Genomic DNA, 22619 nt, shown 5'->3' on the forward strand with positions numbered 1-22619 from the left:
TTAACGGGCGAACCTACCCCCGCCCACGGCCAGGGTGTGGCCATGTACGTAGCGGGCAGCGTCGGAGCATAAAAATACCACCGCGCCCGCTAAGTCCTCAGGCGTGCCCGAGCGGCCAGTTGGAAGGCGTGCTGCTATCGCCTAGTTACGAATACCGTACCGAGTTCCTGTTTACCGGGCCTGAGGCCATCAAACCGGAAATGATTGCCGAGGCGACGGCTGATGCTCGCAATGCGGCGCAGCAGTTTGCTGAAGATTCAGGCAGTGGGTCGGCAGCATACGCCAAGCGACCCAGGGTTACTTTTCCATTGAAGACTTGGATAGCTACACGCCGCAATCCAAACGCGTACGCTTGGTCACCACGTTGGACTACGCACTTGAAGACTAGGTCTTTAAGAACCCAGCATTTTAGAATTAGGCGCGATAGTCAATGGCGGTGATGGTATAAAACGTATCACCGTTAGGCGTGAGCACTTTGGCTTCATCACCCACTTGTTTGCCTAGCAGCGCCTTGGCCATGGGCGCATCGATACTGATCCAGCGTTTTTTGGTGTCGATTTCGTCATGGCCAACAATCCTAATATGTACCTGCTCACCGTTTTCATCTTCCAGGCTAACAAATGCGCCAAAAAAAACTTTGCTGGTGTCGGCGGGCAGGCGATCAACGATCTGCAATTCGTCCAGACGTTTCGTCAGATAGGTAATCCGCGCAATGACGCGATTCAGTTCTTTCTTGTTGTAGGTGTAATCAGCGTTTTCACTGCGGTCGCCTTGGGCGGCCGCTTCGCCCACTTTTGCCGAAATTTGCGGGCGTTTTACCCGTGCGAGATGATCTAAAATACCCCGAAGGCGTGCTGCGCCCTCGGCGGTAATCAGGTTGCTTTTGGGTTCCTGACGCGGATCTTTTGCCGGGTCGCGCCAGCGGGTCATGTTGCGGCCTTTCATTGCCAACTCCCATTTTATGATGCGGTATCTAGTTTACGTGATTTGCCAAAAGCCGTGTAAATGATTTCCGGCTGGTGATTCATTCAAACGTTCGTTACATTGTCTGTGTGGCTCACTTTACCCACATGCATTTATCGGACAACAACAATCCAAGGAGTTGATAATGGCTCACCCCAATCTGATGCGTTTGCTCGCCCTGACCGCGCTTAGTAGCACGCTGGCGCTAGCATCGTTTAATGCCGCGGCCTATGAGCGCGAGCTGTTTTCGCTTAAGAATCGTTGGGAGCATACCGTCACTGACCTCCCTAAAAGTCAGCGGGAAGAAGCGCTTAACGGCTTAGTAGACGAAGTGAACCAACTAGCGGAACAGCATAGCGACCAAGCCGAGGTATTGGTTTGGAAGGGCGTGGTGTTGGCAGCTTACGCCCGGGAACGTGGTGGGCTCGGTGCGTTAGGCGATGCCAAAGAAGCCCGCAATACGCTCGAGCGCGCCGTTGAAATTGATCCTGAAGGCAATAACGGCTCGGCCTATGTGACGCTAGGCGCACTATACGATCGCGTGCCCGGCGGGCTGATAAGCTTTGGTGATAGCGACACGGCGGACGCCATGTTTCAACGAGCGTTGGAAATTCGTCCTGACGGGATCGACGTAAACTATTACTATGCGGCATTTTTGCAGGAAGAAGGCAGACTCGAGGCGGCCCGTGAACATGCCCAGCGTGCCGTCAATGGCACCGCGCGTGAGGATCGCCAGACCTCCGACGAAGCATTGCGTCATGATGCTGAGGTAATGCTTCGCGCGCTTTAACATCCTCCCGGTAAATTGGCATTCCCAGTGGCCAGCATTGATAATAGGACGATTGTTACCACTGGGAGCGCCGTATGGCATCCAGCACCAGCACGTCTTTGCTCAGCCCGCCGCCATTAGGCCGCCAGGATGTTGAGCTAATCAAACGCGAAACGTTACACCAGGGTTTTTTCCGGCTTGAGGCCTTGGAGCTTCGCCATCGGCTCTTCGAAGGCGGGTGGAGTGAGGTTATGCGCCGTGAAGTTCACCACCGCTTTGATGCTGTGGGCGTGCTGCTTTATGACCCCGAGCACGATGCCCTTGTGCTGGTCGAGCAGTTTCGCGCGGGTGCCGTCGACGACCCGCTGACGCCTTGGAAACTCGAGCTTGTGGCCGGCCTGGCTGAGCAGGGCGAGTCGCTGGAAGACGTGGCCCGCCGTGAAGCCCTTGAAGAGGCGGGCTGTCGTGTGGGTCAGCTCACCAAGCTGCACACTTACTATCCTAGCCCCGGTGCCTGTAACGAACGCGTGACGCTATTTTGTGGTTTGATTGATACACAAGGGCTGGGCGGCATTCATGGCCTCGACGAAGAGCACGAAGATATTCGCGTTCATGTGGTGTCATTTCCCAAGGCGTGGGAACTCTTGAGCCAGGGACGACTCGACAACGCCATGTGTCTAATTGGATTGCATTGGCTAGCAGGCCAACGGGCCTCATTACGCGCCGCCTCTCATCCAGTGCCCACCCAAGGCGAAACCGACGAGGAGTGATCATGGCGAAAATGGCTTATGTCACTGATTTGAAGACGCTCCAAGCCGAGTGCAGCGCTAACTACTTACGCTTGGTTCGCCTGATAGGCGACTTGGAGAGCGGTCAGCGTCTCGACATTGCCCTGCGCGGCGATGATCAGGATTTCGGCGATTTACACCTGACGATTTTGCAGCACGCCCCTTACACCACCATGGTGGAAGTGGCCCAAAGCAGCCCTATGGATACATTGTGGAAAGGCCCGCGCATGCGTGTGCACCTTTACCACGACGTGCGCATGGCCGAAGTCACCGACTTTCAGCGCGAGCGTCACTTTAAAGGGCGCTATCGCTATCCTAATGCGCGTATGCATCAGCCCGATGAAAAGCTCCAACTGAACCGCTTTCTTGGCGAATGGCTAGCCCACGGACTCGCCCATGGGCATACCGTTGACGTGCCGGAGTTACCCTGATGCGACTGGTGCAAATTACCGATGCTCATCTGTACGCGGATAAGCAAGCGCGCTCGCGCGCTGGTGTCCCCTGGGTGCATTTGCAGCGAGTGCTGGAAGCGGTCAGCGCTGAGCGGCCGGATTTCGTAGTGTTCAGCGGTGATGTCAGCCAGGACGAAACGGCGGCGTCGTATGCGCTAGCCATTGAGGCAATGTCACAGCTGACGTGCCCATGGGCCTGGCTGGCTGGCAATCACGACCAACCCACGCTCATGCAAGACGAGCGCCCGTTGATCGACGAGGTGGATCTGTCGGCTTGGCGCCTGCTGCTGCTTCACACACCCGTCGAGGGAGAACCTTATGGCGAGCTAGGGCCAGAGGCGTTAGCCACGCTCGCCACTCAGTTGGAAGCAGATGACCGACCCACTGTGATCGTAATGCATCACCCCCCCGTGGATGTCGGCGCAGCTTGGATGGATGCCATTGGTCTGCAAGACCGCGAGGCGTTTTGGCAAGTCGTAAGCGCTTTTCCGCAGGTCAAGGTCATCTTGTTTGGCCATGCCCATCAAGCCTATGCCCAGCGTCATGCGGCAGGAGAGCACGCCGTGGCGGTGTATGGTTGCCCGGCGATTTCTGATCAATTTATGCCCGGTGCGGCGCATTTTATGGTTGATGAGGCATCGCGCCCAGGTTATCGCATTGTTGAACTTATGGATCAGCAGTGGGAAACCTGGATCGAGCGCGTGTCGGTATAGCCTCCCATGGCGGCTTTTGACCCTGATAGGTAGTAAAGGCATAAAAAGATAGTTATTAATTCTTTTGGGTTATTACCTTCAAGACGTTACCCTACCCACATTCTGGCGCTCAGCGTTCTTTGCGTAGTGCCACACGTTTGTTTTTGTGAGGTAGTCGGCCATGTCCCAGTTTTCCACGCTCTCAGCTGCATCGCGGCCTGAGGTGCCAAGTGCGCCAAGTGCCGCCCGCATGACGCACTTAAAACAACTCGAAGCGGAATCGATCCATATTATCCGCGAAGTTGCCGCCGAGTTCTCCAACCCGGTGATGATGTACTCCATCGGTAAAGACTCTTCGGTGATGCTGCATCTGGCGCGCAAAGCGTTTTACCCTGGTACCCCGCCTTTCCCGCTGCTGCACGTGGACACTACCTGGAAGTTCCGGGAGATGATCGAGTTCCGTAACCGCATGGCGCAGGAAGCTGGCATGGAGCTACTCGTTCACACCAACGAAGAAGGTCGCGCGGCGAACATCAACCCGTTTGATCATGGCAGTGCCAAGTACACTGATATCATGAAAACCCAGGCGCTCAAGCAGGCGCTGGACAAATACGGGTTTGACGCCGCCTTTGGCGGTGCGCGCCGAGACGAAGAAGCCTCCCGCGCCAAGGAACGGGTGTACTCCTTCCGCGATAAATACCACCGCTGGGATCCCAAGAGCCAGCGCCCGGAGCTGTGGAATATCTACAACGCCAAGGTTAATAAAGGCGAATCGATCCGCGTGTTCCCGCTTTCCAACTGGACCGAGCTGGATATCTGGCAGTACATCTACCTTGAATCGATCCCCATTGTGCCACTGTATTTCTCCGCCAAGCGGCCGATCGTTGAGCGCGACGGTATGCAGATCATGGTCGACGACGATCGTTTGCCACTCGAGCCGGGTGAAGAGCCGGAAGAGAAATCGGTGCGTTTTAGAACCCTGGGTTGTTACCCGCTCACCGGCGCGGTGGAATCCACCGCCGCCACGCTGCCGGAAATCATTCAGGAAATGCTGCTGACCAAAACCAGCGAACGCAGCGGCCGCGCCATCGACCACGACCAGGCCGGCTCCATGGAGCGTAAAAAGCGCGAGGGGTACTTCTAATGGCACACCAATCGAATTTGATTGCCGACAACATCGAGCAATACCTGCACGAGCACGAAAACAAAGACCTGCTGCGCTTTATCACCTGCGGCAGCGTCGATGACGGCAAGTCAACGCTGATTGGCCGGATGCTTCACGACTCCAAGATGATCTTCGAGGACCAGTTGGCGGCGATCACCCAAGCATCCAAAACCAGTGGCACGACGGGGGATAGCGTTGATTTGGCGCTGTTGGTGGATGGCTTGCAGTCGGAGCGTGAGCAGGGCATTACCATTGATGTGGCTTATCGGTTTTTCTCTACCGACAAGCGCAAGTTCATCATTGCCGATACGCCAGGGCACGAGCAGTACACCCGCAACATGGCCACGGGGGCATCTACCGCTAGCTTAGCGGTCATTTTGATTGACGCCCGCTATGGCGTGCAGACGCAAACCCGTCGCCACAGTTTTATTGCCGATTTGCTGGGTATTCAGCACCTGGTTATCGCGGTGAACAAGATGGATCTGGTCGACTTCTCAGAGCAGCGTTTCAACGAGATCGTTGAGGAGTATCGGGCCTTCGCTACCAATCTTAAAGCGCCGGATATTCGCTTTGTGCCAATGTCGGCGCTTGACGGCGACAACGTGGTGAATCCTAGCGAGCATACCCCCTGGTACTTTACGGCGGGCTACGAAGGCAAAACGCTGATTGAGTTGCTGGAAAGCGTCGAGGTGACGTACGACCAGAACCTCACCGATCTGCGTTTGCCGGTTCAGTATGTGAATCGGCCTAACCTGGACTTTCGCGGCTATTGCGGCACTTTGGCCGCGGGTGTGCTGCGCCCTGGGCAAGGCGTTAAAGTACTACCGTCGGGTAAAACGTCGCGGGTGGCACGCGTCGTCACTTTTGACGGCGATCTAAGCGCGGCCTATCCAGGCCAGGCGATTACCGTCACGCTGGACGATGAAATCGATATCTCTCGCGGCGATTGGCTCGTCAGTGCTGACGATGAATTGCCGCTGTCCAACGCCTTTACGGCGGATATCGTCTGGATGCATGAGGACGCGCTAGCGCCGGGCAAGTTATACGATTTCAAACTCGCCACGCGGGATCTCTCGGGCCAAGTCAGCGCCATTGACTATCAGATCGATGTGAACACGCTTGAAAAACACGCCACTGACTCGTTGAGCTTAAACGCCATTGCCCGTTGCGAAGTAGAACTGACGGCGGCTATCCCGGTTGATGATTACCGTACCAGCCCAGGTACGGGCAGCTTTATCATTATCGACCGGCTGACCAACGTCACCGTGGGCGCGGGCATGATCCGTGGCGTCGCCAATGCCTCAGACGGCGGTCAAACAACAACCGACTGGGCTGCGTTTGAACGCGACCTTAATGCTTTAGTGCGCAAACACTTTCCTCACTGGGAAGCCAAGGATATTCGCCAACTACTGTAACCGTCACTAGGTATCAGTAAGGTGGGATAGGAAAGTGGTGAGTTAGAAAGGTCGTGAGATAAAAGCCCCTTTGGCAGCGTGCCAAAGGGGCTTTTTAGTGGGTCACTGTTCGGTAGGTTATTGGGCGTTAGGGAAAAACAGCTGCTGGCCATTTAATCGATAATCGGCAATCGCTTGCTGGCCTTCTTCAGAGACTAGCCATTCGTGCCACTGGGCGGCGAGATCATGCTTTAAGTGAGGGTGGCGCTCTGCCGAGAGCAGCAGGCTGCCGTATTGATTAAACAGGGCATCGTCGCCTTCAAACAGCAGCGTTAAGTCCTGCGGGTTGTCAAAAGCGACCCAGGTAGCGCGGTCGGTGAGGGTGTAGGCGTGCATGCCCGCCGCAGTGTTTAGCGTTGGCCCCATGCCGCTGCCTAGCTCGCGGTACCATTCCCCTTGCGGGGTAACGCCCGCGTCTTCCCATAACCGCAGCTCGGCACGGTTGGTGCCGCTGTCATCGCCGCGAGACGCAAAGGGCGACTCACTTTCGGCGATACTCGAAAACGCCTCGTTTACTGTGTCGCTATTGCTAATGCCTGCCGGGTCATCGCTTGGCCCCACGATCACGAAGTCGTTGTACATGACGTCCAGGCGTTCGGTGGCGTAACCATCCGCGACAAACTGCTCTTCGCCTGCGGTGTCATGAACCAGCAGGCTATCGGCATCACCGCGCCGGGCGGTTTCAAAAGCTTGGCCGGTGCCTACCGCAACGACACGCACATCAATGTCGGTCTTGTCGGTAAATTGAGGAATGATGGCATCAAACAGCCCTGAGTTTTCGGTAGAAGTGGTCGACGCCAGGGTGATGTAGTCGTCATCGGCCAGCGCCAGGCCTCCCCACGTTAGGCTTAGCAGGCTTAAGCTGGTGACTACTGCGATCTTCTTCATATCACGGTTCCTTCTTACAGCGAGCAATATCAGGGCTACCAAATCAGCTCACCCTGGATAAACGCGCGGCCCTGTGAAGAGCAAGGCGCGGAGAAAAACGTGTCGGCGGGGCTGTGCTCAAGCAATTGTCCGTTATGTAAAAACACCACGTCATCAGCCAAGCGTTTGGCCTGATGCAAATCGTGGGTGGTCATCACTATGCGGGTGCCGCTGGCGTGGAATGTCATTACAGCGTCTTCGACGGCTTTAATGGCCGCAGGGTCTAGGGATGAGGTAGCTTCATCCAAAAACAGTACGGCTGGGTTAAGCAACCAGGCACGGGCCAGGGCCAGCCGTTGCTGTTCGCCTCCCGACAACACGCGGGCAGGGCGGTGGGCGAGAGCAGTTAAACCAAAGGTGTCTAGCGCCAGCATGGCTTGTGCTTTGCGCCTGGCGCGGGGCACTTTATGGATGGCCAGAACGTAGGTCAGATTGTCGAGCGCCGAGCGGCGAAGCAAGACGGGGCGCTGGAACACCATGGCTTGAACAGGCTCAGAACCCTGCCAACGGACGCGCCCGCTCGTTGGCGTAAGCAGGCCATGGGCTAAGCGCATTAGCAAGCTTTTACCAGCACCGTTAGGCCCCATGATGATGGTGCGCCGGCAGCCTGAAAGGGTCAGCGAGGTCGGCGCTAACAGTGATTGCCCACGGTGTTGAAAACTGACGTTCTCAAGGCGCAAGTCGGCAATAGGGGCGAGGATAGACGTAGGCGCATTCATCCTAAGCGCCTCTTGGCGGTTTCGCCCATTAGGTGAGCGAGGGCATTAATCAGCGTGACTAACGCCAGCAAAATAATGCCTAGCCCAAGGGCCAGCGGCAGGTTGCCTTTGCTGGTTTCCAGCACAATGCTGGTGGTCATCACGCGCGTTACGCCGTCGATATTGCCGCCGACGATCATTACCGCGCCGACTTCAGCGCTAGCGCGGCCAAAGCCCGCGAGCATCACGGTGACAAGCCCAATCCGCGCGTCCCACAGCAGGGTGGGTATCATTCTGGTCGTTGATAAGCCCAGCGACTGTAGCTGTTCGGCGTATTCGTCGTGCAACGCCTCCACTTGCTGGCGTGTCAACGAGGCAATGATAGGCAGTACTAATACAAATTGCGCCACCACCATCGCTGTGGGGCTAAACAGTAAGCCCAATTGGCCCAAAGGCCCGGCGCGCGATAGCAGTAGATACACGCACAGCCCCGCCACCACGGGGGGTAAGCCCATTAGCGCGTTAAGCACAATAATCACGCCGTTACGGCCGGGAAAGCGCCAAAGCGCCAGGGCAGCACCCAGCGGCAAGCCCGCCAGTGCCGCTAGCGCAACGGCAACGAAAGAGACCTGGAGTGAAAGCGTCACAATCGAGAACAGGTCGCTATCCATGTGCAGAATAAGCTGCAACGCGGTCAAAAACGCATTATCGCTACTAGACATAGTCGGTGTTTAGCATGGTGAAAGCAGTTTGTTGTTTAAAGTAGTGGCAGGATGTACTTAAAAATGCGCAAATGCATCCTATGCTGAAATTCATGCAGTTTTATGCGCATTAAAACCAATAGGGTGGCCGATGCCGTCGACCGCGATGTATTTAACTACTAGCGAAGTGGCTGCTTACTTACGCCTCAAAGAACGTAAAGTCTACGACCTGGTGCGTCAGGGGCAGATCCCCTGTAGCCGCGTGACGGGCAAGCTGCTTTTTCCACGCCAGCAGGTAGATTTATGGGTGCTCAACCACCTGGAAGGTGATCAGGCTCAACGCCAACCGCCGCCCGCTGTGGTCGCTGGTAGCCAGGACCCACTGTTGGAATGGGCGATCCGTGAGAGCCATTCGGACTTGGCCAGCTTATTTCACGGCAGCAGTGACGGTGTTCGTCGCCTATTGGAAAGTCGTGCCATGGTGGCGGGCGTGCATCTGCTTGACCCTGCCAGTGGTCATTACAATCAACCCATGCGGCTGGGTTTAGGGGGCGTGAGGGATTTGGTCGTGTTGCGCTGGGCTGTGCGGCGTCAAGGCTTATTAGTTCCTCAAGACAATCCCTTAGGGATTAACCGTCTGGCAGACCTTACCCAGCCTAATGTGCGTGTGGCGCATCGCCAGCCCGGCGCCGGTGCCGCCCAACTGCTAACGTATTTGCTTGGGCAAGCCGGTATCCCACAAACGACGATACGTTGGGTGGCGCATCCGAGTCTAAACGAGGACGATTTAGCGCTAAGCGTGTTGCAAGGCGAGGCGGATGTGGGGTTAGGCGTTGAGGCGGCGGCGCGTCGTCAGCAGTTAGGGTTTATACCGCTCTACGATGAACAGTTTGATGTGATGATGCACCGTCGCAGCTACTTCGAGCCAAGCGTGCAGGCATTGTTGGCGTTTACCCGACAACCCCGTTTTGCTCAGCGTGCCGAGGCGTTAGGCGGCTATGATATTAGTCAGCTGGGTGACGTGGTGTACAACGCCTAGTACTGCAAGTTGCGCGGTTCATGGCTTGACGATTATACAGCAGGTGCCACACTTGATAGGCGTTGTTAACGTCTAATCATCACGAAATGGAGAGCATGATGAATCAAGCACTGAATGGTAAACGCGTCGCGATCCTGGCCGCTGACGGCTTTGAGGAATCCGAGCTGAGCGTACCGCGCGCGGCGCTGCAGAAAAATGGCGTCGAGGTTCACGTAGTAACCCCGGAAGGCAAAGGCATCCGTGCCTGGGCCGAAACCGACTGGGGCGATACCTACGAGGCCGACGCGGCCCTTGCCGACGTCAACGAATCCGACTACCACGCCCTGGTATTACCGGGTGGCCTGTTCAACCCGGATGCGCTTCGCATCAACGAAGAAGCGCTGAGTTTTGTGAAGGCGTTCTTTCAGGCGGGCAAACCGGTGGCGGCTATTTGCCATGCGCCGTGGATTCTGATTAATGCAGGCGTAGTGGACGGCCGTCGGATGACCTCGGTGGCGAGTGTTGCCCAGGATTTACGCAATGCCGGGGTTGATTGGGTTGATGAGCCGGTCGTGGTCGATAGTGGCTTGGTCACCAGCCGCACCCCCAAAGACCTGGATGCCTTCAACGCTAAGCTCTTGGAAGAGTTACAAGAAGGGCGTCACACAGGCCAACACGCTTGATGTGGTTAGTGCGCCAGTGGACAAGCTTCGTAAAGCGGCTTGTCCACGTGAATGCTAAACCCATGAAGCGTAACTTTGGCCGCGGTGGGATGATGGTACATCCCTACCGTGGCTACGGTTCACAGCGCGAAGTGTTTGTTATGGGGCGGGTGTTCCGCCAATTGGCACTCGGTCGGGCTATTCCTAGACGCGGCATTTTTCGTGATACCGCTGACGTGGCCCGGCGTATTTTTCGTCGTGGCTTTGCTAATGCAGAAGTGGAGCTTGTATTAGGCGGCAACCAACTGTGCGTCACCACCGACCGTGATGGCTACTTTGATGTTCACTTGCCTATCAGCCACGCGCTCCCCATCGATGTCTCCTGGCATGTTGCTGACATTAAGGTGAAGGCCGAAGGGCAGAGGTCGGTTAATACGCAAGTGGAAATTTACGTGCCGCCGCCTGAGGCCGATTTGCTAGTCATCAGCGATATTGATGATACGGTCATGTTCACTGGCGTAGCTGAAAAGCTCAAAATGCTCTATCGCCTTTTTGTGCACAAGCCCCATCGGCGTACCGCGTTTCCAGGGGTTGCTTCGCTTTACCAAGCGTTGCATCGCGGGGGCAGTGACAAAGCTGAACGCCCCATTTTGTATGTGTCCCGGGGGCCCTGGGCCATTTATGAAATGCTGGAGACATTCTTTCAGCTAAACCGAATTCCGGTAGGGCCCATTTTGTTTTTGCGAGAATGGGGGCTCTCTTTGCGTCATCCTTGGCCACGTCGCGCCGAGGCGCACAAGCGCGAGCTGATCGACCGCATGTTAACGCTGTTTGATGACTTGCCGTGTATCTTAATCGGTGACAGCGGCCAGCATGACCCCGAGGTTTATAGCGACGTTGTCCGTGACTATCCTGGGCGTATTAAAGCCATTTATATTCGCCGGATTGACCGCGACCCCGCCCGTGAACAGGCTATCCAGAATTTGCGCAATCAGCTGGCGGATACGGATTGCCAACTGGTACTTGCCGCCGATAGCGTGCTGATTGCCGAACATGCTCACGTAGAAGGTTACATTTCAGCGCGTGGGCTGCAGGCCGTGAAGCGCGATGTGAAGGAAAGCTATCAAGACGCGCCAACGAATAAGTCACGTTAATTAACGTCTCCTCGTCGCCACGTATCGTCAAAATCATTGTTTAATAGATAATGGCAATACGTTTACGATTCGGGAGTCCCCATGTTCGTTGTGCTGATTATCGCTACCCTCGCGATCTTTGTTTTACCCAACCTTTGGGCCAAATGGGTGCTCAAGCGCCATGCCCGCGGGCGCGATGATTACCCGGGTACCGGTGCGGAGTTGGCCGAGCACCTGTTACGCCGCCTGGGTGTAACCGGCGTTAAGGTAGAGCGCACCGAGTTTGGCGACCACTATGATCCGGAAGACCGCTGTGTACGCCTCACCCCTGAGCATTACGATGGTCGCTCGCTCACCGCGGTGACTGTCGCCGCCCACGAAGTGGGGCACGCGATTCAGCACTTTGAGGGCTACGCGCCGCTACTGGCGCGCAGCCGGTTAGTGAAAGTTGCGCAAAAAGCGGAAAAGTTGGGGGCGGTACTCATGATGGCAGCCCCGTTCCTGTTTCTGCTTACCCGGTTACCGGGCGGACTGGCGTTGGTTATCGTGATGGCCGTGATCAGCTTCGGCACCGCCGCGATGGTGCACTTGGTGACACTCCCGGTAGAGTTTGACGCCAGCTTCAACCGAGCACTGCCGCTTTTAAAAGAGTATGTGCCGCCCTACGATATGCGCGGCGCCCGCCACGTGCTCACTGCCTGCGCGTTTACCTATGTAGCGGCATCGCTGGCTAGCGTCATGAACCTGGGGCGCTGGCTGGTGATTTTGCGGCGCTAGCTTATGCAGGCTTATCCGCCAAAATCACCGCCCGTCTTGGGGCGGGGTAGCCTTCAATGGTGCGGGTGCGGTCATTGGGGTCAAGAAAGTCCGCAAGCGATTGGTAGGTCATCCACTCGGTGGAACGCTGCTCATCAAGTGTGGTGACCGCTTCATCGACCACGCGCACGTTGGTAAAGCCGCAGCGGCCAAGCCAGTGGCACAGCGCTTTGGAAGAAGGTAAGAAGTAGACATTGGGCATAGCGGCGTAACGTTCGCCGGGCACAAATACCGTTTGCTCGTCGCCTTCCACCACCAGCGTTTCCAGCACCAACTCGCCACCTGGAGCAAGCGCGCCTTTTAACTGCTGCAAATGCTCAAACGGCGAGGGGCGGTGGTACAGCACTCCCATGGAAAATACCGTATCGAAAAAGCCCAGGTTTTCCGGTACGTCTTCGATGCCCACCGGCAAAAACTGTGTTCTTCCGCCATCGGCATCGCCGACAAAATGGCGTACCGCCTGAAACTGCCAGTAGAAGCGCGGCGAGGGGTCAATCACCAGTACAAAAGCCGCGCCTTCACCGGTCATTCGCCAGGCGTGGTAGCCGCTACCACCGCCTACATCGAGCACCTTGCGGTACTTGAGCGGTGCTAAGTGGGGGGCGACTCTTTGCCATTTCCAATCGGAGTGCCATTCGGTGTCGATGTGAATGCCGCCCATTTGAAAAGGACCTTTACGCCAAGGGGCAAGCTTTTTCAGCAGATTAAAGCACTGGCGCTGCTGGCTATCGCTAAGGCTGAGTTCAACGCTGACCGTGTCGCTGTCTAGCTGAACGTTACGCTCGTCGGGCAGCGCGGGCAGTTTGGCCACGGCTTTTTCCCAGGCAGATAAATCGCCGTGGCGGTGTCGGTCAAGCCCATGAGCTAGCTGCTCGGGTAGCTTGGCCAGCCAGGGGGTTAGCGAGGCATCCAGCGTGGCTTGATCTAAAAATGCCTGATAAATTGCGCGATGATCATTGGGTAATGGTGCCACCTTTAACCCTCCTTAAACGCAATCAGCGAGGCAAAATTAAGGTACTGGAACCAGGTCATCGAGCGGGGAAAGCCCGCCTGATCTAAGCGGCCATGGAGGGCATCCAGGGTGTCCGGCACCAGCACGTTTTCAAGCGCGGTGCGCTTCTGGCTGATTTCCAAATCGCTGTAGCCGTTGGCACGTTTGAAATCGTGGTAGCGCTCAACCCGCCAGGCGTTATCGCGCTCGTCGGCGTCGACGGTTTTCTCGGAGAGAATCAGTACGCCGCCGGGTTCTAGCGCTTGATAAAGCCGCGCCAACAAGGCATCGCGGTCGGCGGGGGGTAAGAACTGCAGCGTAAAGTTGAGAATGATCATGCCCGAAGGCGCATACTCCAGGGTGCGTATGTCGGCTTCTTCCACTTGCATGGCGTGGTCGGGGCATTCTTCAGCAAACGTTTGCCGTGCCTGCCCGGCCATGGCAGGAGAAAGATCCACCCCGGTGTAGCGAAACGCGTCGGCGGGGAGGGCACCCGCGAGCGCTAGACCAGACGCACCCAGCGAGCAACCCAGGTCGTAGACATGGGCGCCGTGGCGCAGATGCCGCTGGGCGATTAAGCTCAACATGCCGAGGATTTGCCCGTAGCCAGGCACCGAGCGGCGAATCATGTCGGGGAAGCACGCGACGACCTGCTCATCAAAGGAGAACCTTGCCACCCGGTCTAGGGGTGTCGAAAAGATAGCGTCGCGGTAAGATGCATCACTCATGGTCAAGCCAGGATTATTAATGAGGTTGCGTAGTTTACGCGCCCTGCTTTGACTAGAACAGGCCTGGCCAGGACAGACCTGTTTAGAACACATTTCTGCTGCACGGAATGACGCCAAAGGAGAGGGCACATGGCTGCATCATCACGGGCAACCCCCGATACGTTACCCGCTTGGCAGACGTTAAAGCATCACGCTGAAACGCTGCAGCACGTTCACTTGAAAACGCTATTTGGTACCGAGCCTTCACGCTGGGAGAGTTTTACTCGCCAGGTGGCGGGTTTGACGCTAGATCTTTCCAAACAGCGTTGGGATGACGATACCTTAGAGCACTTGCTGGCGCTGGCGGAGGAAGCGGGGGTGCCTGGGGCGATTGAGGCGCTGTTGAGCGGCAAACGGGTAAACGTCAGCGAAAACCGCCCGGCCTTGCACACCGCCTTGCGTTTACCGGCGGATGCTACGCTCGAGGTGGAAGGCGACGATGTCGTCACTGACGTGCATGAAAGCCTGGCCCAAATGGATCGATTGGTGCAGCGGCTGCATGCAGGGCAGTGGCGCGGAGCCACCGGGAAGCCAATCCGACATGTGGTCAACCTCGGCGTTGGCGGTTCCGATCTCGGGCCGTTGATGGTTACTCATGCCCTGGCCGACTACCAGCCTGAGGATATTCATCCGCTGGAAGTCCACTTTGCCTCGACCATGGACGGTTCGCAGCTCGCCGATTACCTAGCCCGCTTTAATCCTGAAACCACCTTGTTTGTACTGTCCTCAAAGTCGTTCACTACTATCGACACACTCTCTAACGCCAATACCGCTCGAGACTGGCTAATCGGCCGACTGTCGAAGCATGGTGAGGTGCCTAGCGCCACGCCGGTAAGTGCTGAGCTGATTATTCGTCAGCACTTTATCGGTGTTTCCGCCAGCCCCGACAAAATGACCGAGTGGGGCATCACCCCTGATCATCAATTGATGTTCTGGGAATGGGTCGGCGGGCGCTACTCGCTGTGGGGGACGATTGGCTTGCCGATTGCGTTGGTCGTTGGAATGGATAATTTCCGCGAACTGTTAGCCGGTGCCCACGCCATGGATCGCCATTTTCAAGAAGCGCCTTTGGCGGATAATTTGCCGGTGCTGCTGGGGCTGGCGGGAATCTGGAACGTTAACTTTCTGGATATTCGCGCTCACTCGATTTTGCCTTACGACGGGCGCTTGGAGTATTTTGCTGCTTACTTGGAACAGCTCGAGATGGAGTCCAACGGTAAGTCGGTGACTAGTCAGGGCCAGGCGGTTAATTACTCCACCTGCCCGGTGCTCTGGGGGCAGTTGGGGCCCAATGCCCAGCATGCGTTTTATCAGTTGCTCCACCAGGGTACACAGCCGGTGGTATGCGACTTTATCGCACCGCTGAAGCGCTATGATGAGGTGGACGATCAGGATACCCGCCGCCACTTGAAAGCCCAGCATCGCTTAGCATTGGCTAACTGTTTTGCTCAATCGCGGGTGCTGATGCTGGGCGATGATGCCATTGATGACGATGGCCCACGCCCAGAGCACAAGCGCTACCGAGGCAATCAGCCTTCCACCACGGTGCTGTTGGACAAGCTAACCCCTTCAACGCTGGGTTCGCTTATTGCGCTGTATGAGCACAAGGTGTTTGTTCAGGCGGTGATTTGGGATATCAATCCGTTCGACCAGTGGGGCGTTGAACTAGGCAAACAGATTGCCACGGATACGCAGAAAATCATCGACCATCAGGGCGATCTGACGCGTATGGATGCGTCCACTCGCAGGCTGATTGAGGCGTTTTGGGCGGCGGAGCAGGAGTGATGCACCGTCGTTATTAGAGGCGGGGCTAACGCTACGACCTATCCCCAGCGTCCTTGGCAATAAACATGGCTAGATATACAGTTTTTTGCTTTTCCGCTATCCTGTGCCTCTTTACAAGCCGTCAATCACTCGTTTCAGCATCCAATATGGCTTTGCCAAGTACGATTTTTCAGGGAACCGACGTTACATGACCCAGTTTGATGCCTCTCAGTACGGCGCGAGCTCCATCGAAGTCCTGTCGGGGCTCGAGCCGGTACGTAAGCGTCCCGGTATGTATACCGACACCACTCGCCCCAACCACCTTGCTCAGGAAGTCATCGATAACAGCGTTGATGAAGCGCTGGCAGGCCACGCCACCACGATTAAAGTGGTGCTACATAGCGACGGCGGGATCGAAGTGCAGGATAATGGGCGCGGTATGCCCATCGACCTGCACCCCGAGCATGGTGTGTCGGGCGTTGAACTGATCTTTACCAAACTACATTCAGGCGGCAAGTTTTCCGCTGATAGCTACCGTTTTTCGGGCGGCCTGCACGGGGTGGGCGTGTCGGTGGTGAACGCTCTGTCGCGCCGGTTGGACGTCGAAGTGACCCGCGATGGTGGGCGCCATGCCATGGCTTTCGAGTTTGGCCAGAAAGTTGAAGAGCTGCACGAAATAGGCAAAGCCGCTAAACGGGCAAGCGGTACCCTCGTGCGTTTTTGGCCGGATGAAAGCTACTTCGACAGCCCTAAGCTGGCGCTGGGTAAACTGAAACACCTGCTGCGCGCCAAGGCAGTACTTTGCCCAGGGCTTGCCGTCACGCTGGTAGAGCCTGACGGTACCAAAACCGAATGGGAGTTCGCCGACGGCCTGCGTGACTATCTCGTTGAAGCCACCGACGGCTATGAAGTGCTCCCCCCGTCGCCTTTTGTCGGTCACTTCACTGACGATGAGAACGGCGTTGATTGGGCGATTCAATGGTTGCCTGAAGGCGGCGATGCCTTGTTGGAAAGCTACGTTAACCTGATTCCCACCCCTCAAGGCGGCACTCACGTTAACGGTTTTCGCTCGGGGCTTCTTGATGCGCTGCGCGAGTTTTGTGAATACCGTAGCCTGCTGCCGCGGGGGATTAAACTCACCGCCGATGACCTCTGGGAGCGGGCTTCTTTTGTCCTCTCGGTCAAGATGCTCGATCCCCAGTTTGCAGGGCAAACCAAAGAGCGACTGTCTTCTCGAACCATCGCCGGATTTGTCTCTGGCGTGCTGAAAGACGCCTTCTCGCTGTGGCTTAACCACCATGTTGATCAAGGCGAAGCCCTCGCTGAACTGGTAATTAACGCCGCCCAGCGCCGCCAGAAAAAAGCCAAGAAAGTCGCGCGTAAGAAGGTAACCTCGGGACCTGCGTTGCCCGGTAAGCTGGCCGACTGCTCCGGCCAAGACCCGGCCCAAAGCGAATTGTTTTTGGTCGAAGGGGACTCTGCCGGCGGTAGCGCCAAGCAGGCGCGCAACCGGGAGACTCAGGCGATAATGCCGCTGCGCGGTAAGATATTAAACACCTGGGAGGTGGAAACCCACGATATCTACGGTTCCCAGGAAGTACATGATATCGCCGTAGCGATTGGTGCCGACCCCGGTAGCGCCGATTTGGAAAAACTGCGCTATCACAAGGTGTGCATTCTTGCCGATGCTGACTCCGACGGTCTGCACATTGCCACACTGCTTTGCGCACTGTTCGTCAAACATTTCCCCAGCTTGGTCGATGCTGGTCATGTTTATGTTGCCATGCCGCCGCTCTACCGCATCGATTTAGGTAAAGAGGTGCACTACGCCCTGGATGAAAGCGAAAAAACCGCCATCCTCAAGCAACTGGCCAACAAACGCGGCACACCGAATGTTCAGCGCTTCAAAGGCCTGGGTGAAATGAGTCCGCTTCAACTGCGCGAAACGACCATGGCTACCGAGACCCGCCGCCTGGTGCAGCTTACCCTGACCGAGGGTGACGGCACGCTGGAAATGATGGATATGCTGCTGGCCAAAAAACGCGCCGGCGACCGCAAAAAATGGCTGGAAGATTACGGCAACCTCGCAGACATTGAGGTATAACCCCCGATGACCATGGATATTCAAGTCGCAGAGGGAGACGTCGAACGTCTCTCCCTGCGCGACTATACGGAAAAAGCGTACCTTGACTACTCAATGTACGTGATTCTCGATCGTGCCTTGCCCAATATCGGCGATGGCATGAAACCCGTGCAACGGCGGATTATTTACGCCATGCGCGAGCTGGCGCTGAACGCCAACGCCAAGTACAAAAAGTCGGCGCGTACCGTCGGCGATGTACTAGGTAAATTCCATCCCCACGGTGATAGCGCCTGCTACGAAGCCATGGTGCTGATGGCCCAGCCGTTTAGCTACCGCTATCCGCTGGTGGATGGCCAGGGCAACTGGGGGAGTCCCGACGACCCTAAATCGTTTGCTGCGATGCGCTACACCGAGGCCAAGCTCTCCAAGTTTGCCGAAGTGCTGCTTAGCGAGCTTGGCCAGGGCACTGTCGATTGGGCACCCAACTTCGATGGCACCATGCAAGAGCCGGTGGTGTTGCCGGCCCGCTTACCCCATGTGCTGCTCAACGGCGGTACAGGTATTGCTGTGGGCATGGCCACTGATATTCCGCCCCACAATGTTAGCGAGGTGGTCGACGCCACGTGTCACCTGCTTCGCAACCCCAAAGCCACTACCGTCGATCTGATGGAATTTATTCCCGCACCGGATTTCCCAACCGATGCGGAAATTATTACCCCCAAAGAAGATCTGCGGAAGCTTTATGAATCCGGCCGGGGGTCGGTGAAACTGCGTGCCCGCTATACCCGTGAAGAGGCCAATATCGTCATCACGGCGGTACCGTATCAAGTGAGCGGTGCCAAAGTGCTGGAACAGGTTGCCGCGCAGATGCAGGCCAAAAAGTTGCCCATGGTGGCTGACCTGCGCGATGAGTCGACTCACGAGGAACCCACCCGGCTGGTGATTGAACCGCGCTCTAGCAGAGTGGATGTCGAGTCGCTGATGGCGCACCTGTTCGCCACCACCGACCTGGAAAAGAACGTGCGGGTGAACATGAACGTGATCGGCCTGGATGGCCGCCCACGGGTCATGCCGCTACCCGAAATGCTTGGCGAGTGGCTACAGTTTCGACGCAGCACAGTGCGCCGTCGTTTAGAGCACCGCCTAGGCAAGGTCGAAGATCGCCTGCATATCCTGGAAGGCTTGTTGATCGCCTACCTCGACCTGGATGAAGTAATCCGCATTATTCGTGAAGAGGACGACCCTAAAGCCTTGCTGATGGCGACGTTTAGTCTCTCCGAACGCCAGGCCGAAGCCATTTTAGAGCTGCGCCTGCGCCACCTTGCCAAGCTCGAAGAGATGAAAATTCGCGGTGAGCAGGACGAGCTGGAAAAAGAGCGCAAATATTTAGAGGGGCTGCTGGGTAGCGAAGCCAAGCTCACCACGCTGATCGAAAAAGAGATCCGCGCGGCGGGTAAAGAGCACGGCGATGAGCGCCGCTCACCGCTGGTCGAACGCGAAGAGTCTAAGGCGCTTTCTGAGGTTGAGCTGTTGGGCGCTGACCCGATTACCGTGGTGGTCTCAGATAAAGGCTGGATTCGCGCGGCCAAAGGGCACGATATTGACCCTGAGGGGCTCTCCTATAAAGCCGGGGATAGCTTTCAACTGGCGGCGAAAGGTAAAACCAATCAGCCGCTGGTGCTATTGGATGACACTGGGCGTGCTTATACGTTGTCGGCGCATAATCTACCCAGCGCCCGGGGGCAGGGGGAGCCGGTCACCGGGCGTGCTAACGTTGTCGCTGGGGCCAAAATGGCCGGGCTGATGCTCGCGCCTCCTGAACGGCGCTTTGTACTGGCCAGCGATGGTGGCTATGGGTTTGTGGCGCGCCTAGATACGCTGACCGGTAAAAATAAAGCCGGTAAAGCGGTACTTAGCCTGCCCAAAGGCTGTAGCGTCATGGCGCCTATCGAGGTGCCTGATGGAGAAGCGTTGTGGGTGGCGTCGGTGTCCAACGAAGGACGTTTGTTACTTTTCCCATTGTCGCAACTGCCCGAAATGGCCAAGGGCAAAGGCAATAAGATGCTGGATATCCCGGGGCCGCGTGCTGCCCGGCGAGAGGAGTTTGTGCGTAGTATCGCGGTGATAAAAGATAACGACGCCTTGGTACTGCATGCTGGTAAGCGCAAGCTAACTCTAAAAGCTGATGATTTAGCGTATTATCGCGGCGAACGAGGTCGCCGGGGAAGCAAGTTGCCGCGCGGCTTCCAAAAAGTTGATTGGATCGAGGCGGGGGAGTAATTCATGGCAACACGTTATCTGATTCGCGCAACAGGCGTGGCTCGGCCTGGTCAACTGGCCGGCCTGGGAGAGGCCCTGGCGAATAGCGGCGCGCGGCTGTTGGATATCAATCAAAGTGTGACCTTTGGCATGCTTTCCTTAGAAGCGCTGGTGGCGCTTGAGCACGACAATGCGCTTGAAGCGGCGTTGAGCAACGCGGGAGATACGCTAGGGTTGGATGTGCAAGCCGTTGCCGTGAGCGCGGATGATTATCAGCGCTGGAGCGAACAAGCAAGTCAGCCCCGATTGATTTTGACGCTATTGGCACCTCGCTTGCCGGCGGGTATCTTAGCCGAGGTTGGCGCACTAACCGCTGAGTTTGGCTTGACGGTAGAGTTAATTCACCGCCTTTCGGGCCGCGAGCCGCTCGATGGGGATGCGCCCGCCAAAGGAGCCTGTGTTGAGTGCTGGTTACGAGGGGACGATGCCGATGTCGAGGCGCTACGCGAAAAAGCGTTGGCGCTAGGTGCCCAGCACGACGTGGATATTGCCATTCAAGAAGATTCGATTTGGCGTCGTCATCGCCGTTTGGTGTGCTTCGACATGGATTCGACGCTGATCCAAGCAGAAGTGATTGACGAGCTAGCACGCCGTCACGGCGTGGGTGATGAAGTGGCGGATGTCACCGAGCGGGCCATGCGCGGTGAGCTGGATTTCCAGCAAAGCTTCCGTGAGCGCATGAGTAAACTGGCCGGGCTCGATGAAGCGGTATTGGCCAGCATCGCCGCTGAGTTGCCATTGATGGATGGCGTGGAACGCTTGATGGCCAATTTGAAGCGTCTAGGCTATCGAACGGCGATTCTCTCCGGCGGCTTTACCTATTTTGCCGAGTATTTGCAGGACAAGCTTGGCTTTGACGAAATTCACGCCAACGAGCTGGTCATCGAAAACGGGATTGTCACCGGCGAGGTGCGCGAACCAATAGTCGATGCCGAACGCAAGGCTGAGTTGCTGGAACAAATTGCCCTGCGTGAAGGCTTGACGCTAGACCAGACGATCGCCGTGGGCGACGGTGCGAACGATCTAAAAATGCTGGCGAAAGCAGGCTTAGGTATCGCCTTTCGCGCCAAACCCATGGTGCGCGCCCAAGCCCGCCAAGCCATTTCAACCCTTGGCATCGATGCGGTGCTTTACCTAATCGGTTATCGCGAGGCTGATTTAGTTGACTAAAGCTGAGGCTGCAAGGGCCTCCTTTATTCTTTTGAAGGCTCGATCATAACGCCATACTCACTGCGCAAGTCTTCTAGTCTATCTTGCTGGCGTTCAGTTAGCGGGGGTGAATCCCATAGTGGGTTACCCTCGGCGTCGTGTAGTGCTTCGATCGTTACATCCAGTTGGGCGTTGTCGGGAATATCCCGATTCCCCCAGGGGCCAAATCGGTTAGGAGCCAAGCGCCATTCAGCGCTTTCGCCGGGCGCTAACCCCTCGGGAATCACGTAATAAAAGGCTTCGTCCACCCACGGTGTTTTTCGGCCTGGGCTGGTGAGGACACCTCTGAGTGATAGCTGTGTGATGTGTTGATCCGTACCGTTGGTGGCCGCAAGCTCAATTACCGGCTCTAATGCCCCGTAGGGGCTCGTACTCATGTAGAAATCAGCATCGAGGGAAAATAGGGCTCGCTGCTTGCGGTCGTGCTCGGCATTGGCCTGCTTTTCTTCCAAGCGCGTGATAATGCCTAGCGCTTGTTCCCGCTCCCGTGCGCGACGTTTTCGCAGCATTTCATTGGCTTTTTCAATCGCCTCATCACCAGTCAAACCATGCATATAGGCGTTAGCCGACTCGGCGATTTCCACAGCGTGCATTGGCCGGGGGTTGAGAATGTCGATACCGTTAAACGATGACATCGCCATAATCGTCAGGGCTTGATCAAACTCATCGCGTTTATACGTTGGCAGCGATTCGCGTACTTTTTCTACCGATACCACAGCGGCAGGCATCGAGCTGGTATCGATTTTGGGCTCTGAGCACCCCGCGAGTACCATCATCGACAGTGACAATGCCGATAGCTTGAGCAGGCTCCACATACAATTTCCTTAACAACGTAATTAGCCATGGCCTTTGTCGGGGTGAGGAACGGGTTTTTTACCCACTTCCTCAGGGCGAAGTTCAAACGGTTTGCCCTGTGTTTTATCAATGTGCTTTAAGCGCATGTGCAGGCCTGTCTTCGCGAGCAAGTGGGCACTAACAGGGGCGGTGATAAACAAAAACAAGGTGATTAGGAGTTCTTGAATGTCAGGCGTCCCGTCAACGCTCCAGAAATACGCCATTGATGCCGACAGCATGCAGCCAATGCCCAGCGTCGTGGCCTTGGTGGGGCCATGTAAGCGCATATAAAAATCCCGCAGGTGCGCCATGCCTAATGAGCCGACAAAGACAAAAAGGCCCCCTGCGATCAGCAGCAGTGAAATAAGTGCCTCTACCCAGAACGACATAAGCACCCCGGTGTGTTAGCGGTAA

23 protein-coding genes are annotated in these 22619 nt (G+C 56.5%); 14 read left to right on the forward strand and 9 right to left on the reverse strand.

Translation table 11 applies throughout. From position 1 onward, the window contains the following. Both BLR97_RS20145 and greB read right to left on the reverse strand, forming a co-directional pair. Complete coding sequence (locus BLR97_RS20145; RefSeq protein ID WP_422821905.1) at positions 1-81, reverse strand: hypothetical protein; 81 nt, start codon at positions 79-81, stop codon at positions 1-3. Between the two features lie 333 nt (positions 82-414). Further along, the gene (gene greB / locus BLR97_RS04035) at positions 415-945 is read right to left on the reverse strand and encodes a transcription elongation factor GreB (RefSeq protein WP_089702756.1); all 531 of its coding nucleotides are present in this window, start codon (positions 943-945) and stop codon (positions 415-417) included. A gap of 163 nt (positions 946-1108) precedes the next feature. Here greB and BLR97_RS04040 point away from each other — a divergent pair, with 163 nt between their 5' ends. From BLR97_RS04040 to cysN, 6 genes are all read left to right on the forward strand, one after another. Then, positions 1109-1753 (forward strand): TRAP transporter TatT component family protein, encoded by a 645-nt coding sequence (locus BLR97_RS04040; RefSeq protein ID WP_089702758.1) that lies wholly within the window; start codon positions 1109-1111, stop codon positions 1751-1753. 74 nt (positions 1754-1827) lie between these two features. Continuing rightward, positions 1828-2502 carry an NUDIX domain-containing protein gene (locus BLR97_RS04045; protein ID WP_089702760.1) on the forward strand — a complete coding sequence of 225 codons (675 nt, stop codon included), beginning with the start codon at positions 1828-1830 and terminating at the stop codon, positions 2500-2502. 2 nt (positions 2503-2504) lie between these two features. Beyond that, positions 2505-2951 carry a DUF1249 domain-containing protein gene (locus tag BLR97_RS04050; protein ID WP_089702762.1) on the forward strand — a complete coding sequence of 149 codons (447 nt, stop codon included), beginning with the start codon at positions 2505-2507 and terminating at the stop codon, positions 2949-2951. Beyond that, complete coding sequence (locus tag BLR97_RS04055; RefSeq protein WP_089702764.1) at positions 2951-3685, forward strand: metallophosphoesterase; 735 nt, start codon at positions 2951-2953, stop codon at positions 3683-3685. The genes BLR97_RS04050 and BLR97_RS04055 overlap by 1 nt, the downstream gene beginning before the upstream one ends. A gap of 160 nt (positions 3686-3845) precedes the next feature. After that, positions 3846-4808: a sulfate adenylyltransferase subunit CysD gene (gene cysD / locus BLR97_RS04060; RefSeq protein WP_089702766.1), complete on the forward strand. Its 963-nt coding sequence runs from the start codon at positions 3846-3848 to the stop codon at positions 4806-4808. Next, positions 4808-6244, forward strand: a complete 1437-nt coding sequence (gene cysN / locus BLR97_RS04065) for a sulfate adenylyltransferase subunit CysN (protein ID WP_089702768.1) — start codon at positions 4808-4810, stop codon at positions 6242-6244. The genes cysD and cysN overlap by 1 nt, the downstream gene beginning before the upstream one ends. 117 nt (positions 6245-6361) lie before the next feature. Here the strand turns inward: cysN and BLR97_RS04070 are convergent, their stop codons facing one another. From BLR97_RS04070 to BLR97_RS04080, 3 genes are read right to left on the reverse strand one after another with little or no spacing between them, the layout of a single operon-like run. Beyond that, positions 6362-7171, reverse strand: a complete 810-nt coding sequence (locus tag BLR97_RS04070) for an ABC transporter substrate-binding protein (protein ID WP_089702770.1) — start codon at positions 7169-7171, stop codon at positions 6362-6364. 35 nt (positions 7172-7206) lie between these two features. Continuing rightward, positions 7207-7929, reverse strand: a complete 723-nt coding sequence (locus tag BLR97_RS04075) for an ATP-binding cassette domain-containing protein (protein WP_089702772.1) — start codon at positions 7927-7929, stop codon at positions 7207-7209. Next, the gene (locus tag BLR97_RS04080; protein WP_089702775.1) at positions 7926-8630 is read right to left on the reverse strand and encodes an ABC transporter permease; all 705 of its coding nucleotides are present in this window, start codon (positions 8628-8630) and stop codon (positions 7926-7928) included. The genes BLR97_RS04075 and BLR97_RS04080 overlap by 4 nt, the downstream gene beginning before the upstream one ends. A gap of 130 nt (positions 8631-8760) precedes the next feature. Here BLR97_RS04080 and BLR97_RS04085 point away from each other — a divergent pair, with 130 nt between their 5' ends. The 4 genes from BLR97_RS04085 to BLR97_RS04100 all read left to right on the forward strand — a co-directional run bounded on the left by BLR97_RS04085 (position 8761) and on the right by BLR97_RS04100 (position 12199). Next, positions 8761-9648, forward strand: coding sequence for a helix-turn-helix transcriptional regulator (locus tag BLR97_RS04085; RefSeq protein WP_089702777.1), 888 nt, complete (start codon positions 8761-8763; stop codon positions 9646-9648). Positions 9649-9746: 98 nt separating this feature from the next. Then, positions 9747-10310, forward strand: a complete 564-nt coding sequence (locus BLR97_RS04090) for a type 1 glutamine amidotransferase domain-containing protein (protein WP_089702779.1) — start codon at positions 9747-9749, stop codon at positions 10308-10310. Positions 10311-10372: 62 nt separating this feature from the next. Beyond that, a complete protein-coding gene (locus BLR97_RS04095; protein WP_244511202.1) occupies positions 10373-11443 on the forward strand; it encodes an App1 family protein in 1071 nt (356 codons plus the stop codon). A gap of 81 nt (positions 11444-11524) precedes the next feature. Continuing rightward, a complete protein-coding gene (locus BLR97_RS04100; RefSeq protein ID WP_089702783.1) occupies positions 11525-12199 on the forward strand; it encodes a zinc metallopeptidase in 675 nt (224 codons plus the stop codon). Position 12200: 1 nt separating this feature from the next. Here the strand turns inward: BLR97_RS04100 and cmoB are convergent, their stop codons facing one another. Continuing rightward, a complete protein-coding gene (cmoB, locus tag BLR97_RS04105; RefSeq protein WP_089702785.1) occupies positions 12201-13211 on the reverse strand; it encodes a tRNA 5-methoxyuridine(34)/uridine 5-oxyacetic acid(34) synthase CmoB in 1011 nt (336 codons plus the stop codon). 2 nt (positions 13212-13213) lie between these two features. Then, positions 13214-13957: a carboxy-S-adenosyl-L-methionine synthase CmoA gene (gene cmoA / locus BLR97_RS04110; RefSeq protein ID WP_089702787.1), complete on the reverse strand. Its 744-nt coding sequence runs from the start codon at positions 13955-13957 to the stop codon at positions 13214-13216. Positions 13958-14086: 129 nt separating this feature from the next. On the opposite strand from cmoA, the gene pgi reads away from it, so the two are divergent. From pgi to serB, 4 genes are all read left to right on the forward strand, one after another. Then, positions 14087-15781 carry a glucose-6-phosphate isomerase gene (gene pgi / locus BLR97_RS04115; protein ID WP_089702789.1) on the forward strand — a complete coding sequence of 565 codons (1695 nt, stop codon included), beginning with the start codon at positions 14087-14089 and terminating at the stop codon, positions 15779-15781. Positions 15782-15968: 187 nt separating this feature from the next. Further along, positions 15969-17864, forward strand: coding sequence for a DNA topoisomerase IV subunit B (gene parE / locus BLR97_RS04120; RefSeq protein ID WP_089702792.1), 1896 nt, complete (start codon positions 15969-15971; stop codon positions 17862-17864). Positions 17865-17870: 6 nt separating this feature from the next. After that, complete coding sequence (gene parC, locus BLR97_RS04125; RefSeq protein WP_089702793.1) at positions 17871-20123, forward strand: DNA topoisomerase IV subunit A; 2253 nt, start codon at positions 17871-17873, stop codon at positions 20121-20123. Positions 20124-20126: 3 nt separating this feature from the next. Next, positions 20127-21332 (forward strand): phosphoserine phosphatase SerB, encoded by a 1206-nt coding sequence (serB, locus tag BLR97_RS04130; protein ID WP_089702795.1) that lies wholly within the window; start codon positions 20127-20129, stop codon positions 21330-21332. Positions 21333-21355: 23 nt separating this feature from the next. On the opposite strand, the gene BLR97_RS04135 is transcribed toward serB, so the two are convergent. Further along, a complete protein-coding gene (locus BLR97_RS04135) occupies positions 21356-22186 on the reverse strand; it encodes a DUF6694 family lipoprotein (RefSeq protein WP_340147934.1) in 831 nt (276 codons plus the stop codon). Positions 22187-22207: 21 nt separating this feature from the next. Next, on the reverse strand, positions 22208-22594 hold the full coding sequence (locus tag BLR97_RS04140; RefSeq protein WP_089702797.1) for a Na+/H+ antiporter subunit G: 387 nt from the start codon (positions 22592-22594) through the stop codon (positions 22208-22210). Positions 22595-22619 lie beyond the last annotated feature (25 nt).

Source organism: Vreelandella arcis (genome assembly GCF_900103865.1).
In the GTDB taxonomy this organism is placed as follows: Bacteria; Pseudomonadota; Gammaproteobacteria; order Pseudomonadales; family Halomonadaceae; genus Vreelandella; species Vreelandella arcis.